The organism is Streptomyces sp. NBC_01775 (assembly GCF_035917675.1).
Classification (GTDB): Bacteria; Actinomycetota; Actinomycetes; order Streptomycetales; family Streptomycetaceae; genus Streptomyces.
In genome coordinates, this window is record NZ_CP109105.1 from 102,073 (window position 1) to 124,223 (window position 22,151).

Sequence of the window (22,151 nt, forward strand, 5' to 3'; positions counted from 1 at the left end):
CCGTGACGACCACCGAGCCTGCCACGTACAGCGGTTGGCAGTCGGAACGCAGCGGGTTCATCGGGAATCTGAGCGGGCCCGGATTCGCGCTGGTCGCGGCGGCCTGCGTCTTCGCCCTGATCCCGCTCTACATCCACTCTCTCTCCAGTGCGCTCTTCGCCCTTCCGGTGGCGGCCGTGCTCCTGCTGCTCGCGTACGGACGCGTGCTGGGGCTGACAGCCGACCAGTGGATCGTCCTCGCAGTAAGGCACCAGTTCGCCGTGGCCACCAGCAAAAACCTGTTCTTCTCCGGCATCTTCGCCCCCCGCACCAAGGACGGGCAGCAGCCCATGGACCTGCCGGGAACGCTCGCCCGGCTGCATCTGCTCGAGGCCCCCGACGGCCTGGGCGGACAGCTGGGCCTCATGCACAACCCCGTCGACCACACCTACACCGCCGTATGCCGCCTCTCCCACTCCGGGCTGGCGCTGGTCGACACCGCGCGGCAGAACAACCGGGTCGGCGCCTGGGCGGCGTTCCTGCGCAGCCACTGCAAAGAAGACGGGGCAATCACCCGGATCGCCGTTCACCAGCGCTCCCTCCCGGACGACGGCGCCGCGCTGCGCTCCTGGACGGAGCGGCACATATCCGAAGACGCCCCGGCACCGGCGGTGAAGGCCCTGGACCAGCTGATGGCGGGCGCCGGGCCGGCGGCCACCATCCGGGAGACGTATCTGGCCGTGACCCTCTCGGCCTTCCGCGCCCGGCTGGCCATCAAGGGCGCGGGCGGCGGACAGCGCGGCGCGGCCGCCGTGCTGGTGCGGGAACTCAACGCCATGCAGCCCGCACTGAGCAGTGCGGGGCTCCAGGTCGCCGAGTGGCTCACCCCGCGCGGGGTGGCGCAGACGATCCGCACCGCCTACGACCCGGAAGCCCATGTGATGCTCGCCGAGCGCAACGAGGTGGCGGCCACCGTTGCCGGGTGGCAGGGCACCTCCCGCGGTGTCGCCCCGGAGCTGGCCGGCCCGGCGGCGGCCGAGGCCCAGTGGGGCGTCTACCGGCACGACGGTGCGTGGACGGTCAGCTACCAGGTGCGCGGCTTTCCGCAGAGCCCGGTGTACGCGACGTTCCTCCAGCCGCTGCTGCGGCCCCGGCCCAACGCCCGGCGTTCGATGTCGATCACCTACGAGCCCGTCGGCCCGGCCAAGGCACGCAAAGAGCTGGCCAGGGAGAAGACCAAACGGGACGCGGCCCGCGGGCTGCGGGCCAAGACCGGCCGGTCGGAGAGCGAGGACGAGCGGCGCGAGGCGATGACCGCACGCGCCCAGGACATGGCCCGCGCTGCCGGCCATGGCGTGCTGCGGCTCACCGCACTGGTCGCCGTCACGGTCCTCGACCTGGACGAGCTGGAGATCGCGTGCGCCGATCTCCAGGCGGACGCCTCGGCCGCGGGGCTGGAGCTGCGCCGGGTGTGGGGCGCGCAGGACGACGCCTTCGCGGCGTCCGCGCTGCCGCTCGGCCAGGGGCTGCCGGAGCGGCGGGTGGGCATCTGATGGGGCTCTTCAGCCGTGACCTCAAGGACGACAGCCTGCTGAAGGCCGAGGCCGTGGCGGATCTGATCGCCCCCGGTGGGCAGTCCGAAGCCCCGGCCCCCGCCCGGCAGCTCAGCGCCCGCGAACAGCGCCGGGCCCGGCTGCTGGAGGACCCGGAGGCCGCCATGCGGGTGGCCCCGCGCAAGGGGTGGAACCAGCCCCTCGCGGGACGGGCCGCCTCCCTCAACAAGGCAGACGTCTTCCGCTCCGACACCGGGCGGGTCAGCGGCATCTACCCATTCCTGCACGGTGCCTCGCTGCCGTCGATCGGGGTGTACATCGGCTGGAACACCCTCACCCAGCAGGCGTTCAGCGCCCACCCGACCGCATGGGTCAGCGAGGGACTGTGCACCAACCCCAACGTGATGATCACCGGGATCCCGGGCTCCGGAAAGAGCGCGCACATCAAGGCCCTGGCCTTCCGCATGATGGCGCTCGGGCACCGCACGCTGATCGCGGGCGACGTCAAGGGCGAATACCGGGAGCTGTGCCGGCACCTGGGAGTCGAGCCCGTCCGGCTCGGCCCCGGCATGCCCGGCCGGCTCAACCCGCTGGACGCGGGCCCGCTCGGCCAGGAGCTGGAGAAGACCGCCAGCCGTGAGGAGTACACAGCCGGGCTCAAGGAGATCCACCGCCGCCGCCTGACACTGCTGAAAGCGCTGCTGGAACTCCAGCTGCGGCGCAACCTCGTCCCGCAGGAAGAGGAGTGCCTGGATGTCGCCGTACGGGAGGTGACCGGCGAGCTGTACGGGCAGGACCGGCTGCGGATACCGACCCTCCCGCTGGTCTACGAGAAGCTCAAGGACCCCACCACGCAGATGGCCGCCGAGATGCGGGTGCGTGGCGACGACGTCCAGCTCGCCCGCGAACAGATGGCCTCGCTCCGGGCCGCCCTCGGCGGGATGATCACCGGTCATCTGGCGGGACTGTTCGACAAGGAGACCTCGATCGGCCTCGACTGGGACGCCCCGATCCAGTCCGTCGACGTCTCCGCGCTGGAGTCGTACGGGGACGACACGATCGCCATGGTGCTCACCTGCGTCTCCTCCTGGGCGCAGAGTGCGATCGACCGCCCCGGTAACCGCCCGTGGCTGGTGATCCGCGACGAGCTGTGGCGTCAGATGCGCAGCGGCGGGGCGGCCATGGTCCGCAAGATCGACGCGGACCTGCGGCTGAGCCGGGCAAGCGGCACCATCCAAGTGCTGGCCACCCACCGGCTGTCCGACTTCGAGGCGGTGGGCGCGGCCGGCTCCGAGGCGGTGGCCATCGCCAAGGACCTGATCGCCAGCTGCGAGACCCGTATCCAGCTCGCCCAGGACACCGCACCGCTCAATCTCACTCGTGAGGCCATCGGCCTCACCGACGCGGAGTGCGATCTGATCGCCTCCTGGGGCGCGGGCCAGCGGGGCCGGGCCCTGTGGAAGGTGGGCCGCGGCAGCGGGCATGCGGTGCAGCTGATGCTCTCCCACATCGAGGAGAAGCTGTTCGAGACCGACGAGCGGATGGTGATGTGATGTCCCAACGACCGGGCGGGGGCGGCGCGAGCGATCTGTCCGACGGCACCCTCCTCGCTGTCTACGCGGCCGGGCTGGCGGCCATGGTGGGCGTATCGGTGCTGCTGGCCGGGCCGCTGGCCGCGGTGCTGAGCGGTCTGGGATGGGCCGCCCGCACCTCCGGGGTTGTCCTCGCGGTGCTGGGTGCCCTGATCCACGGCCCCGGTGCCGCGTTCAGCCCGGCCCCGCCGGCCTGGCTCTTCTACCTGCTCTTCGCACTGCTGATGGCGGCGCTGATGCTATTGGTGGTCAAGCTGGTGTCCCTGATCAGGTTCAACCACACCGGCGGTGCGCAGTGGGGCGGGACGAAGATCGAGCGGAGGCTGGCCGCTCCCCAGGACGCGCCCCAGCGATCCGGGCGGATCACGGCGGGCCGTGGGATGCGCACCAACAAGCTCGTCGCCACGCAGCCGAACATCTCCGCCACCGTCTTCGGCGTCCCCGGCAGCAGCAAGACGACCGGGCTGGTGCTGCCCAACGCCGCCGAGTGGCAGGGCCCGCTGGTGGTCACCACGACCAAGGCGGCCGACCTCGATGTCATCTACGCCCGGCGCAGCGCGCTGGGCCCGGTCTGGGTGATCGCCCCGGCCGGTATCCCCGGCCGCGAGACGAACCACTGGTCTCCCGTCGATTACTGCACCGACGCCAAGTCCGCCGAGCGAATGGCCGCCTGGATGGCCGAAGCCTCCGCCTCCGGCGACGACAAACGCGCCGCCCCCTGGGTCGACCAGGCCCGCAACGTCCTCAAGGGCGTACTGCTGGCGGCAAAACTGAACGGTGGCGGTGTCAACGACATGCGCCGCTGGCTGTCGCTGGGCAAGGACGCCGTCGACCACGTACGCGCGGTCCTGCTGGCCCACGACTACCAGGAGACGGCCGACGACTACGCCTCCCCCTGGCTGCGGCTGCACGAGGACGGCATCGGATCCATCCAGTTCACCCTGAACGTCCTTGCCCGGGTCTACGCCGATGAGGAAGTACGCGAGACCAGCTCGAAAACCGATTTCACCGTCGAGGAACTGCTCGACCGCAACGGCACCGTGTGCCTGATCGCCTCCGAGGCCGACGCAGAACGCTTCGCACCGCTGCTGACCTCCCTGGTCGCCTCGATCATCCACGGCGCCGAGGCGCGCTACAACTCCACCGGCGTCCCGCTCGACCCCGCCCTGGGCGTGATGGTCGACGAGGCGGGCAACATGCTGCGCTACCCGCGGCTGCCCAACATCCTCACCACCGGCCGCGGCATGGGCATCAGCCTACTGACCGTCTGGCACGACCTGTCCCAGCTGCGCGACCGCCTCGGCCAGCAGAAGGCCAACACGGTGCTGTCCGCCTCCGGCATGCGCATGCTGCTGCCCGGCTGCGGCGACCTGGAGACACTGCGCTACTTCTCCGGCCTGTACGGACGCACCGAAGTACGCCGCGAGTCGACCACCCGGGGCCGCGGCGGCGACCACTCCACCCAGGTGTCCATCGCCGAGGTCGACCTGGCACCGGTCCACGCACTCCAGCAGCTCCCCGAGTTCACCGCCATCGCGCAGTACACCAACCTGCCCCCGGTCAAGGTGAAGATGCGGCTGACCTTCCGCGACAAGGACCTGAAGGAGCTCCTGGCCGCGCCCGCGCCGACCCGGACGTCCCTGAAGAAGAACCCACCGACCGGCACGACCCCTTTGGAGGCCGCTGATGTCTGAGCACGCATTCGCAGAACTGGGCGGCAGCCTCGGTGACGGCCTGGCCGACGGCCTGACGGACCCTGTCTCGCTCTGGCCCGATCTGCCTGATCTGGCCGACGACGAGGCGGAGGTGGAGTCGGCCGCCTACGGCTGGGTGTGGACGGCCATGACGCCGGCCGAACGCCGCACCAGGATGCGGGAGCTGGGCGAGTGGGTCGAGTGGCTGCGCACCACCTTCGAGCTGCACAACCAGATACCCCAGTGCTGGTACCGGCACCCCCCGGCGCGCGAGCACCTGACCGCCCTGTACGCGGGCTGGGTCCGCTCCTACTGCCAGCCCACGCCGGGCCGGGACCTGGCCGAAGCCGAATGGCTCTCCACCCTGCACGGCTTCCTCCCCCGCATCCAGGTCGCCGGCTGCGCGTTGATCCACCACGATCCCCCGCCGCGCCCCGCGCCCCGCCCTGAAGCCGAGGAAGCCTTCGAGGACTACCTCACCCTCTCCACCTTCGGCGCCGCCGACCCCGCCCACCCGGCCGAGGCCGAAGCGCTGCGACAGGCGACAGCGTTCTGACCCGCTCCCGCCAGCACGACCTTGAGGAGTATGTAAATGGCGAAGCAGCCCACGCTGGTCACAGAAGAAGACCGCAATATGCTGGGGAAGGCTATGCGCAGCCTCGACAAATCCCTTCTCGAGGACAAGGAGGCTGTGCGTAAGCCCTTCTGGGTCATGGCGGCGACATGGAATCTCGCGCCCGCAAATGATGGCCTGTTCAAGGGCAAAGAGCGTCCGGCAAAGGACAAGCTGGATTCCGCCTGGCGCCAGGTCGAAGAGCACGCCGCCCTTCTGCGCAGCAATCCGCTGTGGAGTCCGCTGTGGAGGCAGGTGCAGCAGGCAGGCGAGGTGAAGGACCAGTGGCAGCTCCGCGCCCGGGCAAGCTTGCAGAAGGGGTGGAAAAACCACGTTGAGGGCAACCCGGCGTGGGAGGAGCTCTGGGCCTACACCGAGCAGAAATCCAGCTCCGCTCGCGCCTGCCTCTCCGCCGCGCTTGCCGACCAGATGGAGCGGGAAGGGATCAAGGATACGAGGACGGCCGCCGCTGTCGATGCGCTGCGTGAGTTCAGCCGCACGGCGGCGGGATACAGCCGGCGCCCCAAAGAGCCCCTTCCCCCCGCACTGGGCAAAGAGACGAACGCAACACTGAACCTCCACCCCGGATACGGACCGCACCGAGGGGCGGTACGGGAAGAGGGAGATGGGCAGCTCATCGAGGAGGAGGTCAGGGAGGGCGGCGGACGCGTCAACGAGGCGTTCAAGTCATGGTTCCTGACCGACATGGGCCAAAAGCTCTTTAAGGAGCATTTTGAGGAGCCGAAGGGTGAGCTCGAGGGACCGAAGGCCGAGCTCCAGAGGCTCATATCTGAGGCATACCGGAAACATAGTGATCACCTAAAGGACGGCGCTCCACTCGAGCTGATGTGGGGACTCGGCGAGGGAAAGTCGCTCTGGTGGGGCCTCCTGCACCGCCGACCCAGCGAGTTCGTGGAGTGGGCCGACCGGGCGAAGAAGGGAGCAGAGTGGTACGGCATACACGCGGGCCACGCCTACGAGCTGATGCGGTTGGCCCGTAAGGCCAACCGCCTCGAGCCCGGCTCGTACTCGGCCCACGACATCGGATTGCTGAAGGACTTCGGCGACACCTCCCGCATCCACGCCGAGCGCCTCGCCCGCACCATGACACCTGGAAACCGTCCGGACGCGAAGCCCTACGCGACACCGCTCGACGCAAGGGCTGCCAACCTGGAGCTGGCCGGGCAGCTCAACGCCTGGCGGGACAGCAAGATGGGCCAGGACCTGCTGTATAACCCCCTCCGCCCCCGGAGCGAGGCGGTGGTCGAGCTGACTGACGCCCTACGTGCGCAGTTGCCGTTCTCCGTCCGGGAGACAAAGGCCGAGGGCGAGCACGTGGCCAGGGGCGGGGCGTACGAATATGACCAGTGGGAAGCCAGCTACCGAGTGCTCAGGGTCGCGAAGGCCGCACAGGGGGTGCTGGACGAAGCAGCGTACGAAGCCGCTTGGGGAACCAGGCGCAGCTACTCGGAGAATGACAAGGAATGGCTCCGCAAAGTGGTGGCCACCGCGACCAATAACGCCGCGCGGCTGAACCGGGCACTCGTTTCCCGCTCGGTCTTCCCGGAGAAACCGCAAGCCGGCCGGACCGCCGGGAAGCCCGCCGTACAGCCCCCGGGCCCCTCGGCGAGCGCCGAGCAGGCGGCCGGGACGCCCAAGACGGCGGTAGCACCGGGAGTGGTGGCGGAGGCGCAGAACCCACCGTGGGTGCAGGAAGCACCACAGAGGACATCGCAGAGGCAGGGACCACGGCAGCAGAATCCGCAGCGGAGTCGGCAACAGACCTGGCAGCGTTCAGCCCGACGGGTCCGGCCGCCTTCGCAGGAGCAGCAAGCACCGCGTCCCCGCATTCCCGGTTACGGGCCCCACAAAGGGGTGCCGCAGAATTGGGAGGAGGAGAAGATCACCCGGCAAGCAGCCGTGCAGGCATCCGAGCACGTCTACACGCTCATTAAACCGTGGCGCGACACCCCGATGTTCAACAGGCTCGAAGTAAAGGGGAACGCGGCCTTGAAGGAACTCAACAAGGCGTTGAACCATCTCCCTCCCCCCGGAATGCGGGAATGGCCCCAGAAAGCAGCACACCAGTACGCCAAGGTCGCACAGTGGGCCCACCTGCTCGGAGAGGTGGCCCGCGACAGCAATGAACGTGATCCCGGCAGTTACTCGGCGAAGGACCTCGAAAAGCTGGACTCTTTGGCCGACGCCTTCTTCCAGCACGCGGAGCGCCTGGGCCGCAGCTGGAAAATGGGAATAGCTCCGAACGGGGTTGCCTACGAATCACCGGACAGGAGGAAGACGGGCGACAAGGAGATGCTACGTCGGTGGGAAGCATTCCGGAAAACCGACTGGGTCAAGTCGATGCTCGACGCCGAGCCACGGGATCCCCTCGTGCAACAGCTCGTTTCCGCCTGGGACAGACGGAATCCGACCCCCTATGACGAGTGGACGGCCGCCGACAGAATGGCCAAGGTCGGTGTGGCGGCGAATCGACTGCTGAAGGAGTATTCCGGGGTCGCCGACCATGCGAAGGCCGGCGACAGCATCATCGATGGCTTGGACAAGCTCCGCCCGGTAGCTGACGGTGCGCCCAAGCACAGCGCGCGACTGGCTCAGGGGGCCATTCCGTCCCTCGGGGAGAGCCCCAAGAAGCTCCGGGAGCAGAGGCGGAAGGAGAGCCAGAGTTCCGCGCAGCCCGCCTCACAGGCGCGGCAGGCATCGAAGTCCGACACGCCGAGTCCGCAGAGGCGGACGCAGATGCGAATGCCGCCGCGCCCGACACCCCGGGTGGCCACCACGCCGACGGTGCAGAAGAGAGCGGCGGCCCGCGCCTGACCCGGCCCGTGCTGGATGGGGGCGCACCGCCGTCATCCAGCACACGGCTCACCGCCGACAGCCGTCTCAGCGGCTCCGTGGAGAAATCGACGCGCGGGGGACCCAGGCGCCTGCACTCTGTTGATGTCCTGGTCGGCCGTTGCTTATCGCTCCCTGCTCTTCGCTTCCCGGCCTTGCCGCCACTTGTCACCGATACGCGGGAGTCCAGGCATATCGGCACACAACCCCGGGGCGGCCCGGCGGGCGGCCACAGCCTCATGGTCGAGTCCGACTGCCCGAAGATCCTCTGGAGCACCTGGGTTGGTCCCTGCCGTCAGGCTGATTGCGCCGGATACGGCTCCGAGTCGGACCCGTATCCGGCACGCGGATCAGCGTTTGCTGCCGACGGCAACGGGCCGCCGGTGTGGCTGCTTCAGATGCTGTGCGGTTTGTGGGCGTTTCGTGCCATACCCGATGCCGGTAACCGCCGTCCTCGCTTTGTGTTCCCGCGCTTTCCGCTCCAGTACCAGGTACTGGTCTGGAGAGAGACGGGCGCGACGACGGTATTGGGCCAGGACGGACTGCACACCTTCACCGTGGAGTCTGAGCCTGTCCTTGGATTCACGCTGCAGGTATCGAAGCGTGTGCTTGTGTCTTTCGTACTCCCGCTTTTCTTCTGGGGTCTCGCCGGGACCCTTCCGGAGTCGCTCGTTGAGCTTGCTCTGGAAGTCCTCCACTTCCTCGGCGGCCTTACGGAAAACGCGGAGACGGTGCAACAGCATGGTTTCCAGGTCCTTGGAGCCGATGAGTTTCAGCGACTTGTCGGGGCGGACCCGGCCGTCCACGTGCCAAGGCGAGTCCTTGGACTGGCTGGAGGGAGTGAAGGCGGACAGGTCGAAGCCCTTGGCCAGGTTGAAGGGCACGCGCCGGGGGTGGAGAGCGATGGCCGCTCCGACCACCCCGCCCAAGGAATCTGCTGTCTTGTCCGGGCTGGCCCGGAGGATATCCGCGGTGACGCGCATGATCTCAACGTGGTCGGCTGGCTTCTTGGTCATGGTGGCGAGCCGGGCGGCCTTTGCCAGGGACCTCAGCGACATCTCCTCGCTCAGTTCCTTCTTGCACGCCTCCTCGATCCTCTGGCCCGGCGTCCGCTCACCCGGTGGGGCGGGGGCGTTCACCACCCGGCCGTTCTCGTCCGCCTCGAAGACATACGTCTCGGCACCGAGCCCCACGGCGCGACTGGCGCACTCCGCCAGCTTGGGCCGCGTGGTGAGGGTTTCCTGCTTCTCGGAGCGGGGATCGAGCTTGGCTTCGAGGTTGTTGAGGTCGAGCAGGGGATCCTGTGTCGCCGCAGCCGCGAAGACGATGCGGTAGTCCCGGGCGAAGCTCTGCATGTCCTGGGCCAGTGCCTCCGGATCGCGGCCGTCCGTGAGCAGGATGGTATTGCTCTTCTCCCTGATGGCTTTCTTGGCAGCCTCCAGGTGCTGTCCCGGCTCCAGCGGCTTGTCGCCGAGGATGACGAACTTGCCGTCGCCGTCCTTGCCGGCAAGCTGCGCCTTCGCCATGTTGGCTATCGGTTCAGCACCACTTCCCTTGGCACCGGCGACGACGACCAGAACCGGCCGACGCTCCTCGGCGGTCGGCGCGATCTGGAACGGCTGGTAGGACGGCTTCCCCGGCCCCGAAATCGCGCCGTCGACGGTGTCCCCCGCAGCATCCAGGGGAGTCCTGGCCTCGCTCTTGGCAGTTGCGCCAAGGCGCTCGACCGCTTCGCTCACCTGGTCTTGCAGGCCGATGGGCACCGCGACCAAGGGCCCGGTGGGAGGCGCCCCGTCCTTGAGCACCATTGGTACCGGGTCCAACGACTCGCCGGCGTCGTTCACCCACAGGCGGTGCTTGTCCAGCATGACGTACGTGTCGACCCGGCGGCCCGACCTCCACCGCGCGTAAGCCGACGGGTCCTCGGGCGCGGGTGTCTCGGGATCATGAGTCTGCAGCAAAGCCCGGTAGAGGGCCGCGTGCTTCGCGTCGGTGAAGTGCTCGAAGCCGATACCCGACCTCTCGGCATCGAGCACGAGTTCGGGGGCGTCCCACAGCTGCCGCAGCAGCTCCCTCTCGCGATCGAGTGAAGTAGGCGACCCGGCCGAGAGCCCCGTCGCGGTGCGTTCGTCGTAACCCCCGAGGACCCCGCCGAGGTCGTCCTGGGGGAGCCCCCGGGCTGGCTGCTCGGGCTCCCCACGGCGGTGCTTCCTGGCGTCGCTGAGCAGGTCCTCCACGGCACCCGCCGGCACCGTGGGCGCTTCCCTCCTCAGCCAGTCCTCGACCTGGCCCTTGCGGCGCCGGCGCCACGAATCATCAATTATTTCGGGCGCGGTTCCAGGATGGGTCGCCATCAGAGCCTGGAGGATTGCCGCGTCGTGAGGGATGCTGAAGTGCTCGGAGGAGAGGTCCCAGAAGGTGGCGTCGGCGACGAGTTCGGGATACCGCACCAGCTGTTCCAGCACCCGGGCTTCGGAACCGGTGCGATTCACGGGGGCGGCAGCTCGCGCGTCCGGAGAGGAGCCGGCGTATTCGCGCCTTTCGAGCGCGTTCCGGCGGATCACAGCCGTCGCGCTTGCGACGGTACCGGCAGAGGGCGGCCGTTCGATGTCCACATCGAACGCCTGGTCCCTGAGCTTCAGCCATTCCTTCGCTGCGGCTCTGCGATTGTCCCCCCACTTGTCGTTCCCGGACACGCTGCGATGTGCATGGCTCAAAGCCTCGAAGTGGTACCGGTTCCCGTCGTCGAGGAAGTGATCGCTTTTGAGACCCCTCCTTATGGCGTTGTTCACGAGTTGGGGGTGCTCCCACAGCCGTCGCAACAGCTGCCTCTCGGCTCGCAGATGTTCCAAGTAATCGATGCCAGCGGGGATACCGGCCCCTGTCCGGTTGTCGTCGGCCATCGTTTATCGCTCCCCGTCTTCCCGCTGCTGCTCACTGCCGGCGACCGGTTCCGCCTCTTCCCGGGCCGGCTCGTCCAGCCGGGCCGCATGCCGCTCGAACCTGGCGATCAGCGCCGCCTGCTCGGTATCCGCCGGATCCAGCGGAACATAACGGTCGTCACGGGCGATCCACCAACGGCCGTCCAGAGTGACCGCCGCGGCATCCGGGGTCAGAGAACGCGCCCTGCCCCCGGCCAGGGCGTCATACAGGGGCCGTACCGTCGCGTAGTCGTCAATGACTTGAGAACAGAAAACACGCGCCGCGTCGACGGCTTCGTGGTTTTCCGGATGAATCGTCGTACGCCACCCGGAAATCCGGCGGCTGACAGCCAGCCACCGCTCGCCCTCCGCCTCCCCCGCGCCGAACAGGGAAACGGAAAATTCCGTCCGGGCAGCACAAATCTTCTGAGCCTGGTCCATCAACGCCCACATGGCGTCGAAAGCACCAATTGACAGCACGTCCCAGCCGCCATCCGGCCGGGACTCCTCAATTCGAGCACTACGTATCGCAGCCACGCCACTCCTCAGCACCCACAGGCGGTATTCCCCCGGGGTCCCACTCTAGTCGGGTGAAGGGTTCCGGGGGCCCGAAAAGGGCTGTGCGCAGCGGGACCTTACCGGGTTGGCAAAATCCCGCCGGTAAGCAGTGGGCGTTCCACCAATCGGCCCACGTTTTTGGAGGCCGCTGATGTCTGAGCGTGCCCTGGAAGGTCTTTACGGCACGGAGCATCCCGGACCTCGCCGTGGTCAAAACTGCCGGAGCTGGAAGCGGAAACCGACGCCTACGGCCGGGTGTGGACGGCGACGACGCCCACCGGGCCCCACGCCAGGATGCGGGCGTTCGCCGGCCGGGTGGGGTGGCTGTCGAGCCTGCCGGATGCGGGCAGCGCCCGCATCCGGCAGTTGGCTCGGCGGCCCGGCGGTCTTCGGCCGCGCGGGCCGGGCGAACCCGATGGCAGTGCACTGGACCGCCATCGGCACGACGGCATACGTGAGTATGCTCACCCGTATGAGCACTCGTACGCGTACCACGGTCAGCCTGCCGGCCGATCTCGTCGCCCATGCCCGCGCCGCCTCCGGCGGCAATCTGTCGGCCTACGTCGAGCACGCGCTCAGGGCCCAGCAGCTGCGCGACGCGGCCCCCGCCGTACGGGCCTGGCGCGAGCGGGCCGCGAACGACACCGAAGAGCTCGCCGACGTCTTCGGCGAGGACGTCGCGTGACGCCCCTCGCCCGCGGACAGGTCCGGCGCGTCCGGCTGGCAACCAAGAGCCGGGCCGTGGTCATCGTCGAATCGGACGCCGCCCTCGAAGCCCTGCCCGGCACCGCCGTGTGCATGATGATCGACGAGACCGAGGGCGCCCCGGACACCGTCGTCACCATCCCCCTGACCCGCCCGGTGCGCGGCGCCGCCGTCGCCGTCGACCTCACCGCCCTGACCGACAAGCGGCTGAGAGACGGCGAGTTCCTCGGCACCGTCGACGCGGAGACCATGAACCGGATCTCCGCCGCCCTGCGCGTCACCCTGGACCTCCACTGACAGACAGGCCCAGCCGCCCCGGCGCCCGGGCGCCGGGGCGCGGGCTGGGCGCCCCGGGGACGCAACGGCTTCTCAGCCGGGAACAAGAGCGCGGTCGGCGGCACCGGGGAGGGCCGGCCCGAGCGAGCGTCGAGGAGTGAGGGAGATGGCCCGCTTCTGGCTGGACGTGCCCTTCGCGGAGAAGGACGAGGCCAAGGCACAGGGAGCCCGCTGGGACCCGGCGGCCAGACGCTGGTTCGCACCGCGGCCGGGAATGCCGGGCCTGGAGCGGTGGGCAGCGCTGCCGGACCTTCCCGCCCTGCTCCCCGGCGAGGACCGGGAATTCAGACCCGGGCTGTTCGTGGACCTCATCCCGCGCTCGTGCTGGTTCACCAACGTCCGCTCATGCGTGGCCCCCCGCGACTGGGAAAGGCTGCGGCGCATGATCACCACAAGGGCCCGGCAGCGGTGCGAGGCGTGCGGGCAGGGCGAGGACCGCACGGCACGACGGTGGCTCGAAGCCCACGAACGCTGGGAGTACGACGAAGAACGCGGAGTGCAGCAGCTGCGGCGGCTGGTGTGCCTGTGCACCACCTGCCACACCGTCACCCACTTCGGACTGGCCGAGGTCAACGGCCGACGGAGTGCTGCCCTGGCCCATCTGCAGTCCGTCACCGGGATGCCGGAAGCCGCGGCGGAACGCCACGTGCGGGCCGCGTTCGCACTGTGGCGCACGCGCTCGGCCCGCGCGTGGAGGCTGGATCTGAGCATGCTCACCGGCGCGGGCATCACCGTGACTCCCCCGCCCTCGGCCCCCGAACGGGAACAGGCGGCGTGGCAGACCGCACGGCAGGAACGGGCTACCGGAGCAGCCGCTGCTCCCCCTGCCACCGCCCGGCCCGCAGCCCCCTCACCCGAGGTACCGAAGGCACCCCTGGCGCGGACAGTGAGCGAGGAGGAGCTCGCCCGCGCGCTGGACACCGTCTTCAGCCGGCCGGCCCCCGGAGGCGGACCGCAGTGGATCACCGTGCCGCGGTGGCAGTGGTTCTGCCACATGTGCGACACCCACGTCAGGCCGCCGGACATCGCGGTCGCGTCGGTGACCGAGACCTCCCCGGACTACTGGCAGATCGTGTGCCGGCCCTGCGAATGGGCCCACCTGGTGGACGACTTCGCCCTGGCCGGACCGGTGCACCAGGCAGTGCTGGCAGCGGCGGCCGAAGCGCTGGACACCCCGCACAGCGCGGCCACCTGGGACCCGGACGAACGGCGCTTCCGCACCGTGACCGGCCGACTCACCGACGGGCGCCAGGAGCGCAAGCCACTGACCTGACCCCCGCCTGCCGAGGCCGTCGGGAACAAGGGTCACGTCGCACGGCGCGGCCCGTCACGGCGAGGGAAGTCCGGACGCTGCTGAGGCCCAGCGGGCGGAGCGGGACGCTGCTGCGGCGGACGGGGCTGCTGTGCACGAGCAGCCTGTTCGGCAGCGCGCCGGTCGTCCGGAAGGGTGGCACGCACACTCTGCTCGCGGCGCACCGCAGCAGCCGAATCACGCAGCTGACGGGAGCGCTCACGCATCCGACCGGCCTCGCCCGCGGCGGCCTCCGCGTCCTGACCGGCAGTGGTCCGCGCACGCGCGAGGGCCGCATCGAACTCGCCACCCGCCTCCTGCCAGTCGGCCAGCAACTGCTCATGCCGCGCGGGCTCCCCAGCCGTCACCGCAGCCTGCTCCCCGGCCTGTTCGGCCTGCGCGAGCTGTTCAGCGAGCCGCGCCGCCTGCTCCTCCAAGCGGTGCAGACGCTCCTCCAGGGCACGCCGCTCAGCACCGCGCACCGCGGGCACGCCCATGCGGTGAGTCGCTGCCAGCCGCGCGGCCGGCTCCTGGCGGTGAGCGGCGTTTTCCGCGGCCTGCCGGCGCACGGTCTCGGCCTGCTGCTGCGCAGTGCGCCACCGGTGGATGGCCTCGACCCGCGCCGCCTGAGCCGTGACCCGCTGCTCGATCCGGCCACCGGGAACCGCTTCGGCGGCCAGCCGCTGAGAGAGCGCCTCCTGTTCGGTGGCACTGCTCTCGGCAGCCCGCGCGGCCTCCAGCGCCCGGCGGTGCGCCTCCCGCAACTGCACGTCGGTGAGCCGCCCATGGGGCCTCTCCTGCCAAGGCGGAACCTGCGCGCTCGCGGCAGCCTGCTCCTCGTCGGGGGTGCCCCGCAAGGTCCGGCGGGCCAGTTCCCGCTGGGCGTCCGCTCCCCGCCGGACCCGCTCACGGTCCTCGAGCACACCGGGGGCGAGCTCGCCGAGAGTCTCACGGGCATCGGCGATCAGCTGCTCCTGGACAGCCGCCTCCTCGTGCGCCTCGGCAGCCCGCTCCGCCATTTCCCGGGCGCGTTCCGCCCGCTGGGGAGTGCCGGCGTTCCGCAGCGCCTGGGCACGGTTGGTGGCGTCCTGAGCGGCCTGCCGGGCCACTTCCCGAGCGGTCTCCGCACGCTGCAGAACAGCCAGCGCCTCCTCCACCCGCTGGACGCGATCCGCGCTGCTGCGGCCACGCCAGTCCGCCCGGCGCAGCTCCTCGCCCTCCATCTCGCCCAGCCGCTGCCCCGTTACTCCGATACCCGAACCCGCTCGCCAGGCGGTGATCGCGGCGCTGGCCGCCTCGTAGTCGGCGGCAGCCACCGGATCAGCGGGCCGCTCCCCCAGCGCGACACTCTCGTGCCCGAAATCCCACAGCCTGCGGTACGTGTACGCCGCCCACGCCGCCCGGTCCCACAGCTTCCGCGCCGCCTCGTCCGCACCCGGACGCGGGCCCAAAGTGTCGAGCCAGACGGGGGCCCCGGCCGCCAGCTCCTCAGCCGCCCCGGCAGGATCGTCGAGAGGCTGCGCGGCGCGCCACACACCGCGCAGAGCCGCGTCCATGCCCCCGGCGGAAGGGGCCGGCCCGGTGGGGGCAGGCCCGTCATGACCGGCCAGATCGCGGTAGACAGCTGCTGCGATCAGCCGCTCTTCCCAGACCGCCGCCTCCTGCGCACCGGCGGGCCGAGGACCATGGACGGCGGCCCACCCCTGGCCCGCCTCGGCGTCGAGCTGGGCAGCTTCGCCCAGCTGAGCGGCGCGCACGCGCGCGGCGGCTGCCAGCTCCCGGGCCGCCTGAACGGTCTGCGGATCGTCGCCCGGCTCCGCCTCCGGCAGCACCAGCCCGAGCGCCGCCAGCGGGTCGTCGCCCGGTACCGGAACAGAGGTGAGCAGCTGAGGTGCCGTGGCCGGGCGAGGCGCGTCCTGCGCACGCTCGAAGTCCTCCGGGGACCCCTCGTCCGCGTCGACGGCCCGGGCGTTGCGCGCGTGCACGACAGCGGCGATGTCCCGCACCAGAGTGCCGTCGCCGTCGAGGAAGTCCCGCTGACGCCAGGTCGTCTCCAGCAGCCGGTCGGTGTCGAATCCGTCATCGGCCAGCTGCCCCAGTTGGGCGCGCAGCGCGGGCCAGGCAGGCGCCGAGAGCAACTGCTGAGCGGCCTCCTGGCCAAGAAGAGCGACCACCGCATGACGGGCCCGGTCGTCGGCGATCTGGTCGAGAACGAAAGCCAGCCGGCCCGTGTGAGTGCGCACCGAGCAGGCCGCTTCCTCGCTGCGGCGCGCAGTCATGGTGGCCGACTGCTGGGTGCCGTCCCGGCGCAGCACGGCCTGCCAGACCTGGCGGTGCGTCAGCCGCTCACCGGGCTCACCGGTCTCCGGATCGCCCGGCTTGACCGTGACGAGATACGCGTGGTTGGCCCAGCGGCCACGGGTCAGTGCCGGGTAGGCACCGTTGCGGTCCATGGAGCTGTCGAACAAGGCGTGACCCGAGTCGACAGTCAGGCCCTGTGCGCGGTCCTTGGTGACCGCGTAACCGAGCTCCACCGCCTCACCGACATAGGCGGCGGGCAGCGTGACCCGGCGGCCGGTGCGGTCGTGCACGGCGGTGATACCGCCGCCACCCTCGACAGCCTCCACCGTCCAGGTGTCTCCGTTGCGCACCCACTGACGGCCGTCGTGAGTGCGCAACCGCCGGTCGTTGGCGCGGGTGACAACCCGGTCTCCGGCCCCTGCCCGGTTGCCGTCCCCCAGGTCGGCCTCGACGCCGGTGTCGACCTCGCCACGGGCCGCCAGGTCGCTGCGTGCGCGCTCGTTCAACTGCGCAACGAGCGCGTTGTTGGAGGCGATCATCACCGAGTTCATGCCGTCTGCGGTGTCCTGCCGCCAGGCGGTGTAGACGGCGTCGAGCATGGCATCGGCACTGCCGTGCCGGATCCGGCCGCGCTGCGCATAGACGTCGAAAGAGGCGTCCGCATCGCCGCGCGAGACCGCCGCCGCGGCCTCGACTTCCCAGTGACGCACCGTCTTGTCGGCGTCCCGGAAACGGCGCACCTCGGACAGATACTGCGCACCCGCATCCGCCTCGATCAGCGCGAGGGCACCACCCACACCCGGCGAGCCCAGCTGACGCGGATCACCGACCAGCAGCAGCCGGCCACCGACGGCTTCGACCTGCTCCGCCAGCGCGCGCAGATCAGGTGTGGACGCCTGGCCCGCCTCGTCGACGATGACGATCTGCCCCGGCCTCAAAGACCACTGAGAGCCGCTGTTCCGCTCACTCATGTAGCGCCAGCGGGCGATGTTCTCCGCCCGGATCCCGGCTTCCTCGGCGAGGTTGTCGGCCTGCACCTGACCACCCGCCAGACCCAGCACGGGGAGCCCGTGCGCGTCCGCGGCCTCCCGCACCAGCCGCATAATGGTGGTCTTCCCCGTGCCAGCAGGACCGATGACCGCCCCCACCCGCACATCCGAACCCAGCAGGTTCCGCACGACCTGGCGCTGCTCCGTGCTGGGGGTGAAACCGCGCTCCTCATCCCCCGCGGCGATCGCCGCATCCACCTGCTCGGTGCTCAGAATCCGCACCGACGCCGGCCGGATCGCCGCCTCCACCAGCTCCTGTTCGGCGGCCAGGATTCCGTGCGACGTGAAGACCTGACCGGTGGCGACCGGCTCGAAAAGGGAGGAGCCATCGGCCCGGCGGAAGCGCTCCGGAAGCGCCACGGCGTCCGGCGCGTCCAGGCGCTCACACAGGTCCGGATCGAGCAGTGCGTCCGTGGCACGCTCCACCGTTTCCGCGAACGCGGCGTCACTCAGACGCACGTGCCAGCCCGTCTCCACGAGCTGCCGGTAGATCTCGGCAGCCGCGTTGGAACGCGTCCACTGCGCACGCTGCCCCTCCAGAACGCGCAGTGCCCGAGCGGGTACATCGGACAGCGGAACGTCCGCCCGCGAAGCGGTTCCCGCCGCCTCCCGGGAGACATCCATCGCGTGCTGCAGCAGTGCATCAGGGTGCTCGATGCCCATCTCCCGGGCCTGCTCGATCCACCGTTCGCGCTCTTCCTCGACGGCGGTCCGCTCCTTGTCCGGACGGACTGCCAAAGTGGCGGCCTGAGCCAGCTTGTACTCCTCCGCACGGGACGGCTCACGCCCCTCCCGGACCCTGAAATCACCGGTCATGGAGGCCAGTGCGGCCTCGGTCGCACTGTGGCGCTTCGAGAAGCCCCGGACCACATCATCGTCCACCCCGAGGAACTCCCGCACCGGCCGGCGGGCGGGGCGCAGCGAGTTCTGCCGGACCTCCGCGAGAACCCCGTACACCGCCGCCATCCCCCGCTCCGTCTCCGCGGTGTACATCTCGGAGAACTCCACCAGGCGGGCGTGCAACGGCCGGGCGTCGAGCGCCAGCCAGCGCCCGTCCTCGGTGCGGATCTTCGAGCTGACCCCCAGATGCCGATGGAAATCCGGATCGCCGGCACGTGAACTGCGATGGGAGAAGACCGCGCCGATGAACCCCTGGCCGGGCACCTGAACCTGTGCTGCCGCAGTCGGCCCGACCCGCGTCCAGCACGCCTCCTTCTCGATAAGCGCGAAGACCTTCTCGAACGCCGCGCGCTCCACCGCTTCCAGCCGTGCGCGCTGCTCGTCATCGGCCATGGCCCACAGCACGGAGAAGCTTTTGACGGGCGAGAAGACCATCTCCCAGCCCGCCCGCGCCGTCCGGTTCCCCTCCCGATCCGCCTTGGCCCGCAGCTGCTGACGGCGGGCTTCGGATGCCTCCGGCTCCCCCTTCAGGTACTTCGCGTACAGCTCGTCGGCCGGCGTGTAGCGAGGCCAGGCCCGGCCCATCCGTTGTCCGCTGACAGGGTCCACGGCATCTCTGAAGATCGCGTCGGCATCCTCCTGGGTGACCGTTCCTGACAGCCCGAGTGCCGCCGCCTCGGCCCCCATCCACTCACCCGGAGTGTCCCCGCCCTCGGTCCAGTGGTCGGGGAGACCCTTCAAAGTGGCCTTTACATCGTCACCGGAAACGGTACGCATCAGATAGGCGATACCGGACCCCGCCGATATCGGATGCAGCGTGATCACCAGCGCCCCCGGAGCCCCGCCGCGTGCACACTGCACCGCGACGTCGGAGGAGCAAGCAGCTTCGGCACAACGGCAGTTCACAGCGCTCGGAGTCGAATAGCAAGAGGTGTGGTTCACTTTTTTAACGCCGTTGGCTGGCGTTGGCTCAGCTCCCCTTGGGAGCTGAGCCAACGCCAGCCAACGGCGTTTCCTTGCCTGTGACGGTCACACAGACGATCAGAAGCCTCTTGTCGCGGGCGTGGTGATCGTGAAGCATGTGCGGACATGACGTCACGACACAACGAACAACTCCAGGCACGGCGCCACGCGCTGCGTGAACAGCACAAACGCGAACTGGAGGACGCCAAGCGGCGCCAGGCCGCCCAGCTCGCCTCGGTCACCACATTCGACCAGCGCATAGCCAAGCTGGAGGAAGCCCGGCGCGACCTGGCCGCGGCGGTCTCCGAAGCCGTCGCCGCCTTCGGCGGCCGGCGCGACGCCGCCGCCGCCCTCGGCCTGACCGCGGCCGAGGTGCGCGAGTACCTCAACACCCATGAACGGCACGCTGCCGCGCCCTCCGATGCCGGGCTGACCGCCGAGACGGCCGGAGCAGCCGAACCGGCCCCCGCCGCACCGGCCCAGGGCCGGGAGACACAAACCGAAGCCGACGGCGCGGCGCCGACTGCCTCACAACCCGCGCAGCCCTCGCTCAGCGGAGCTCACCCCGCGCCTCACTAGCCGCACCCCACCAGCGCGCCGGACAAGACCTCTCCTGAAACGCTCGGGAGCGACGGCCACGGACTTTCGAGCAACCCCACGGATGTCACCGGCCCCGTCGGCGCACTCCGCGAATGCGCTCCGCATACACACCAAGAGCCCCGGTACCGCCGGAGTCGGCGGTACCGGGGCTCACCCGGTAGCGGTTACCGCTACTTGCGGTCCCCCTCGTCCTTCACGTGCGTGGGCTCGCTCTCGGTGCCCGTGTGCCCGGCGTCGGGCGCGTTCACCTCCGCAGCGGGCGCGTTCCCCTCCGCTTTGTGCAGCTCCTTGTCCGCGTGGGGGGTCGCACTCCTCAGATTCATGGTGCTCTCCTTCTCGTGTGTGCCGGGCGGTGGCCTCGGGGAGCCCCGGGGTGGGCCGTGTTCGGCCCTGCCCGACGCAGCCGATCAGCGGTGGGAGCGGGGTGGGGGCAAACCCGCTTTTGGTTTGCGGCCACCCCGCTCCCACCGCAGGCTGCAAGCGGCGGGCAGGGCCGAACACGACCCACCCCACCGCCGAGGCCACCGCCCGGCACCCGACCAGGAGACCAGCCGGAAGACGGAAGAACACCGACGGAAACCGGAAGAGACAAACAGCCGCAGAGGCCCGGAGCTCCCACGAAACGCGGCACCTACCGGAGCCCCGTGCGCCTCCGGCTGAAGCAACGACATCGCGAGGAACACGTCCGCAGAACCCTCAGGCCGGGCCGCCGCGTTCACACAGCGGGCCGCCACGCTCCCGGGGCCGGAGAATGGCACGCCGCCTCTGCGCCTCTTCCGCACACGCCGACCGCAACAAAACTCCCGCGCCGCGCGGTCAGCACCGACAGGCCCCCCACCAACTCGACTTCACCCCCCGTCGGCGTACGTCTCCCCGCACACTCCCGCGCGGAGAAGAACCAACACGAGAAGGCCCCGGCGCCGCCGTGATGGCGGCACCGGGGCCAGCTATCGCCGACCTTACCGGCCTCAGGTGTTCTCGCTGGGGAGAACCGGCGCGCGCCCCTCCGCCGCGATGCCGAACGCTATCGCGCGTTCTTCGGCCTCGTCCGACTTGGCGTTGACGGGGGCGACAGGATCAATGCTGAGGCCGAGACGGTCCATCACGGCGCTGACGGGCTCTGGATCCTTCTGCGTGTTCGACATGGTGCACTCCTTCTCGGCAGTGCCGGGCGGTGCCTCCGTCGTGAGGGAGGGGGTCCGTGGTGGGCCCTGTCCGGCGCAGCCGATCCGCGCCAGGGGTGGGGTGGGGGCAAACCGCTTTTTGGTTTGCCAGCGCCCCACCCCTGGGGCAGGCTGCAAGCGGCGGACAGGGACCTCCACGGACCCCCTGGCCGACGGCCGATACCACCCACGCACCAGCGAGAAGGAGCGAGACGGAAGCCGCGGAAGCTGCAGCGTGGAAAACGGCAGAACGCAACGACGAAATCAGCCGCCGGGGCCCACCCACGCAACCGCGAGACGGTGCAGCATGCCCGGCCAGAACATCAGCCGGAACGCCAGCCGGATACTCGCGCGGCACAATGACGCGACTCCGTACCCAGCGCCCCCTCTCACCACCGGACACACGAGCCGAGGATCAAGTTCAGGATCCAGCAGAAGAAAACCGACGATGCCGAACCGGCCCCGGCAGCACCACGCGTCCGCACACAGAAAACGGCCCCGGCGCCCTGCGGCACCCGGGCCGAACACCGATCCGTCAGCTGTTGCCCACGGAAGGAGGCAACAGCCTGACACCCACCGCGTCGCCCCCCCCTTACTGGGACGCCTCGTACAGACGACGGGCCTCACGAGCCTCCAAGGCGAGCCAGCTCACGACCCTCCGGTACAGCAGCCCCCTCACCGCGACGTACAGCATCCAGAACCCAATCAGCGGCACGATCAGCTCGTGGTCCACGAGTCCCAACCCCATGGAAAGGGTGGCGCCACCAACGGTCAAGACATCCATGAGGAGCCACCCCACAACGAACCTGACGAGCTCCTTGTCACTGCGGATGTAGCCGATCACTTCGCCGAGACTCCGCCAATACCCCTGCTTCGGCCGAGGCTCGCCGTTGGCGTCCGTCCACATGCCGCCCTGCTTCTCCACGATGTGCTCCTTCTCGGCAGTGCCGGACGGTGCCTCCGTCATGAGGGAGGGGGTCCGTGGTGGGCCCTGTCCGGCGCAGCCGATCCGCGCCAGGGGTGGGGCGGGGGCAAACCGCCTTTTGGTTTGCCCCCACCCCACCCCTGGGGCACGCTGCA

General features: G+C 69.9%; 15 protein-coding genes. 9 read left to right on the top strand and 6 right to left on the bottom strand.

The features are described from left to right. Positions 1-2 precede the first annotated feature (2 nt). The 5 genes from OHB04_RS40795 to OHB04_RS40815 are packed head-to-tail and all read left to right on the top strand — an operon-like array spanning position 3 to position 8,266. Complete coding sequence (locus tag OHB04_RS40795) at positions 3-1,532, top strand: SCO6880 family protein (RefSeq protein ID WP_326693287.1); 1,530 nt, start codon at positions 3-5, stop codon at positions 1,530-1,532. Continuing rightward, complete coding sequence (locus OHB04_RS40800; RefSeq protein ID WP_326693286.1) at positions 1,532-3,085, top strand: type VI secretion protein; 1,554 nt, start codon at positions 1,532-1,534, stop codon at positions 3,083-3,085. The genes OHB04_RS40795 and OHB04_RS40800 overlap by 1 nt, the downstream gene beginning before the upstream one ends. Beyond that, a complete protein-coding gene (locus OHB04_RS40805) occupies positions 3,085-4,818 on the top strand; it encodes a type IV secretory system conjugative DNA transfer family protein (RefSeq protein WP_326693285.1) in 1,734 nt (577 codons plus the stop codon). Before OHB04_RS40800 ends, OHB04_RS40805 begins: the two co-directional genes overlap by 1 nt. Then, on the top strand, positions 4,811-5,374 hold the full coding sequence (locus OHB04_RS40810; protein WP_326693284.1) for a hypothetical protein: 564 nt from the start codon (positions 4,811-4,813) through the stop codon (positions 5,372-5,374). The genes OHB04_RS40805 and OHB04_RS40810 overlap by 8 nt, the downstream gene beginning before the upstream one ends. 36 nt (positions 5,375-5,410) lie before the next feature. Further along, positions 5,411-8,266, top strand: coding sequence for a hypothetical protein (locus tag OHB04_RS40815; RefSeq protein ID WP_326693283.1), 2,856 nt, complete (start codon positions 5,411-5,413; stop codon positions 8,264-8,266). A 368-nt stretch (positions 8,267-8,634) separates the two neighbouring features. On the opposite strand, the gene OHB04_RS40820 is transcribed toward OHB04_RS40815, so the two are convergent. Further along, positions 8,635-11,187, bottom strand: coding sequence for a hypothetical protein (locus OHB04_RS40820; RefSeq protein ID WP_326693282.1), 2,553 nt, complete (start codon positions 11,185-11,187; stop codon positions 8,635-8,637). 3 nt (positions 11,188-11,190) lie between these two features. Continuing rightward, a complete protein-coding gene (locus OHB04_RS40825; RefSeq protein ID WP_326693281.1) occupies positions 11,191-11,742 on the bottom strand; it encodes a hypothetical protein in 552 nt (183 codons plus the stop codon). A 493-nt stretch (positions 11,743-12,235) separates the two neighbouring features. Here OHB04_RS40825 and OHB04_RS40830 point away from each other — a divergent pair, with 493 nt between their 5' ends. The 3 genes from OHB04_RS40830 (at position 12,236) to OHB04_RS40840 (ending at position 14,077) form a co-directional block, all read left to right on the top strand. Continuing rightward, positions 12,236-12,448, top strand: a complete 213-nt coding sequence (locus tag OHB04_RS40830; RefSeq protein ID WP_326693280.1) for a type II toxin-antitoxin system CcdA family antitoxin — start codon at positions 12,236-12,238, stop codon at positions 12,446-12,448. After that, on the top strand, positions 12,445-12,765 hold the full coding sequence (locus tag OHB04_RS40835; protein WP_326693279.1) for a type II toxin-antitoxin system PemK/MazF family toxin: 321 nt from the start codon (positions 12,445-12,447) through the stop codon (positions 12,763-12,765). Before OHB04_RS40830 ends, OHB04_RS40835 begins: the two co-directional genes overlap by 4 nt. Positions 12,766-12,910: 145 nt before the next feature. Then, entirely contained in the window at positions 12,911-14,077 is a 1,167-nt protein-coding gene (locus OHB04_RS40840; protein ID WP_326693278.1) for a DUF5710 domain-containing protein, read from the top strand. A 32-nt stretch (positions 14,078-14,109) separates the two neighbouring features. Here the strand turns inward: OHB04_RS40840 and mobF are convergent, their stop codons facing one another. Then, positions 14,110-19,206: a MobF family relaxase gene (mobF, locus tag OHB04_RS40845; RefSeq protein WP_326809660.1), complete on the bottom strand. Its 5,097-nt coding sequence runs from the start codon at positions 19,204-19,206 to the stop codon at positions 14,110-14,112. A gap of 228 nt (positions 19,207-19,434) precedes the next feature. Between mobF and OHB04_RS40850 the strand changes: the two genes are divergently transcribed. Next, a complete protein-coding gene (locus tag OHB04_RS40850; RefSeq protein ID WP_326693276.1) occupies positions 19,435-19,887 on the top strand; it encodes a hypothetical protein in 453 nt (150 codons plus the stop codon). A 191-nt stretch (positions 19,888-20,078) separates the two neighbouring features. Here the strand turns inward: OHB04_RS40850 and OHB04_RS40855 are convergent, their stop codons facing one another. The 3 genes from OHB04_RS40855 to OHB04_RS40865 form a co-directional block, all read right to left on the bottom strand. Continuing rightward, positions 20,079-20,231, bottom strand: coding sequence for a hypothetical protein (locus tag OHB04_RS40855; protein ID WP_326693275.1), 153 nt, complete (start codon positions 20,229-20,231; stop codon positions 20,079-20,081). Positions 20,232-20,876: 645 nt separating this feature from the next. Then, the gene (locus tag OHB04_RS40860; RefSeq protein ID WP_326693274.1) at positions 20,877-21,053 is read right to left on the bottom strand and encodes a hypothetical protein; all 177 of its coding nucleotides are present in this window, start codon (positions 21,051-21,053) and stop codon (positions 20,877-20,879) included. Between the two features lie 610 nt (positions 21,054-21,663). Further along, a complete protein-coding gene (locus OHB04_RS40865; RefSeq protein ID WP_326693273.1) occupies positions 21,664-21,996 on the bottom strand; it encodes a hypothetical protein in 333 nt (110 codons plus the stop codon). Between the last annotated feature and the right edge of the window lie 155 nt (positions 21,997-22,151).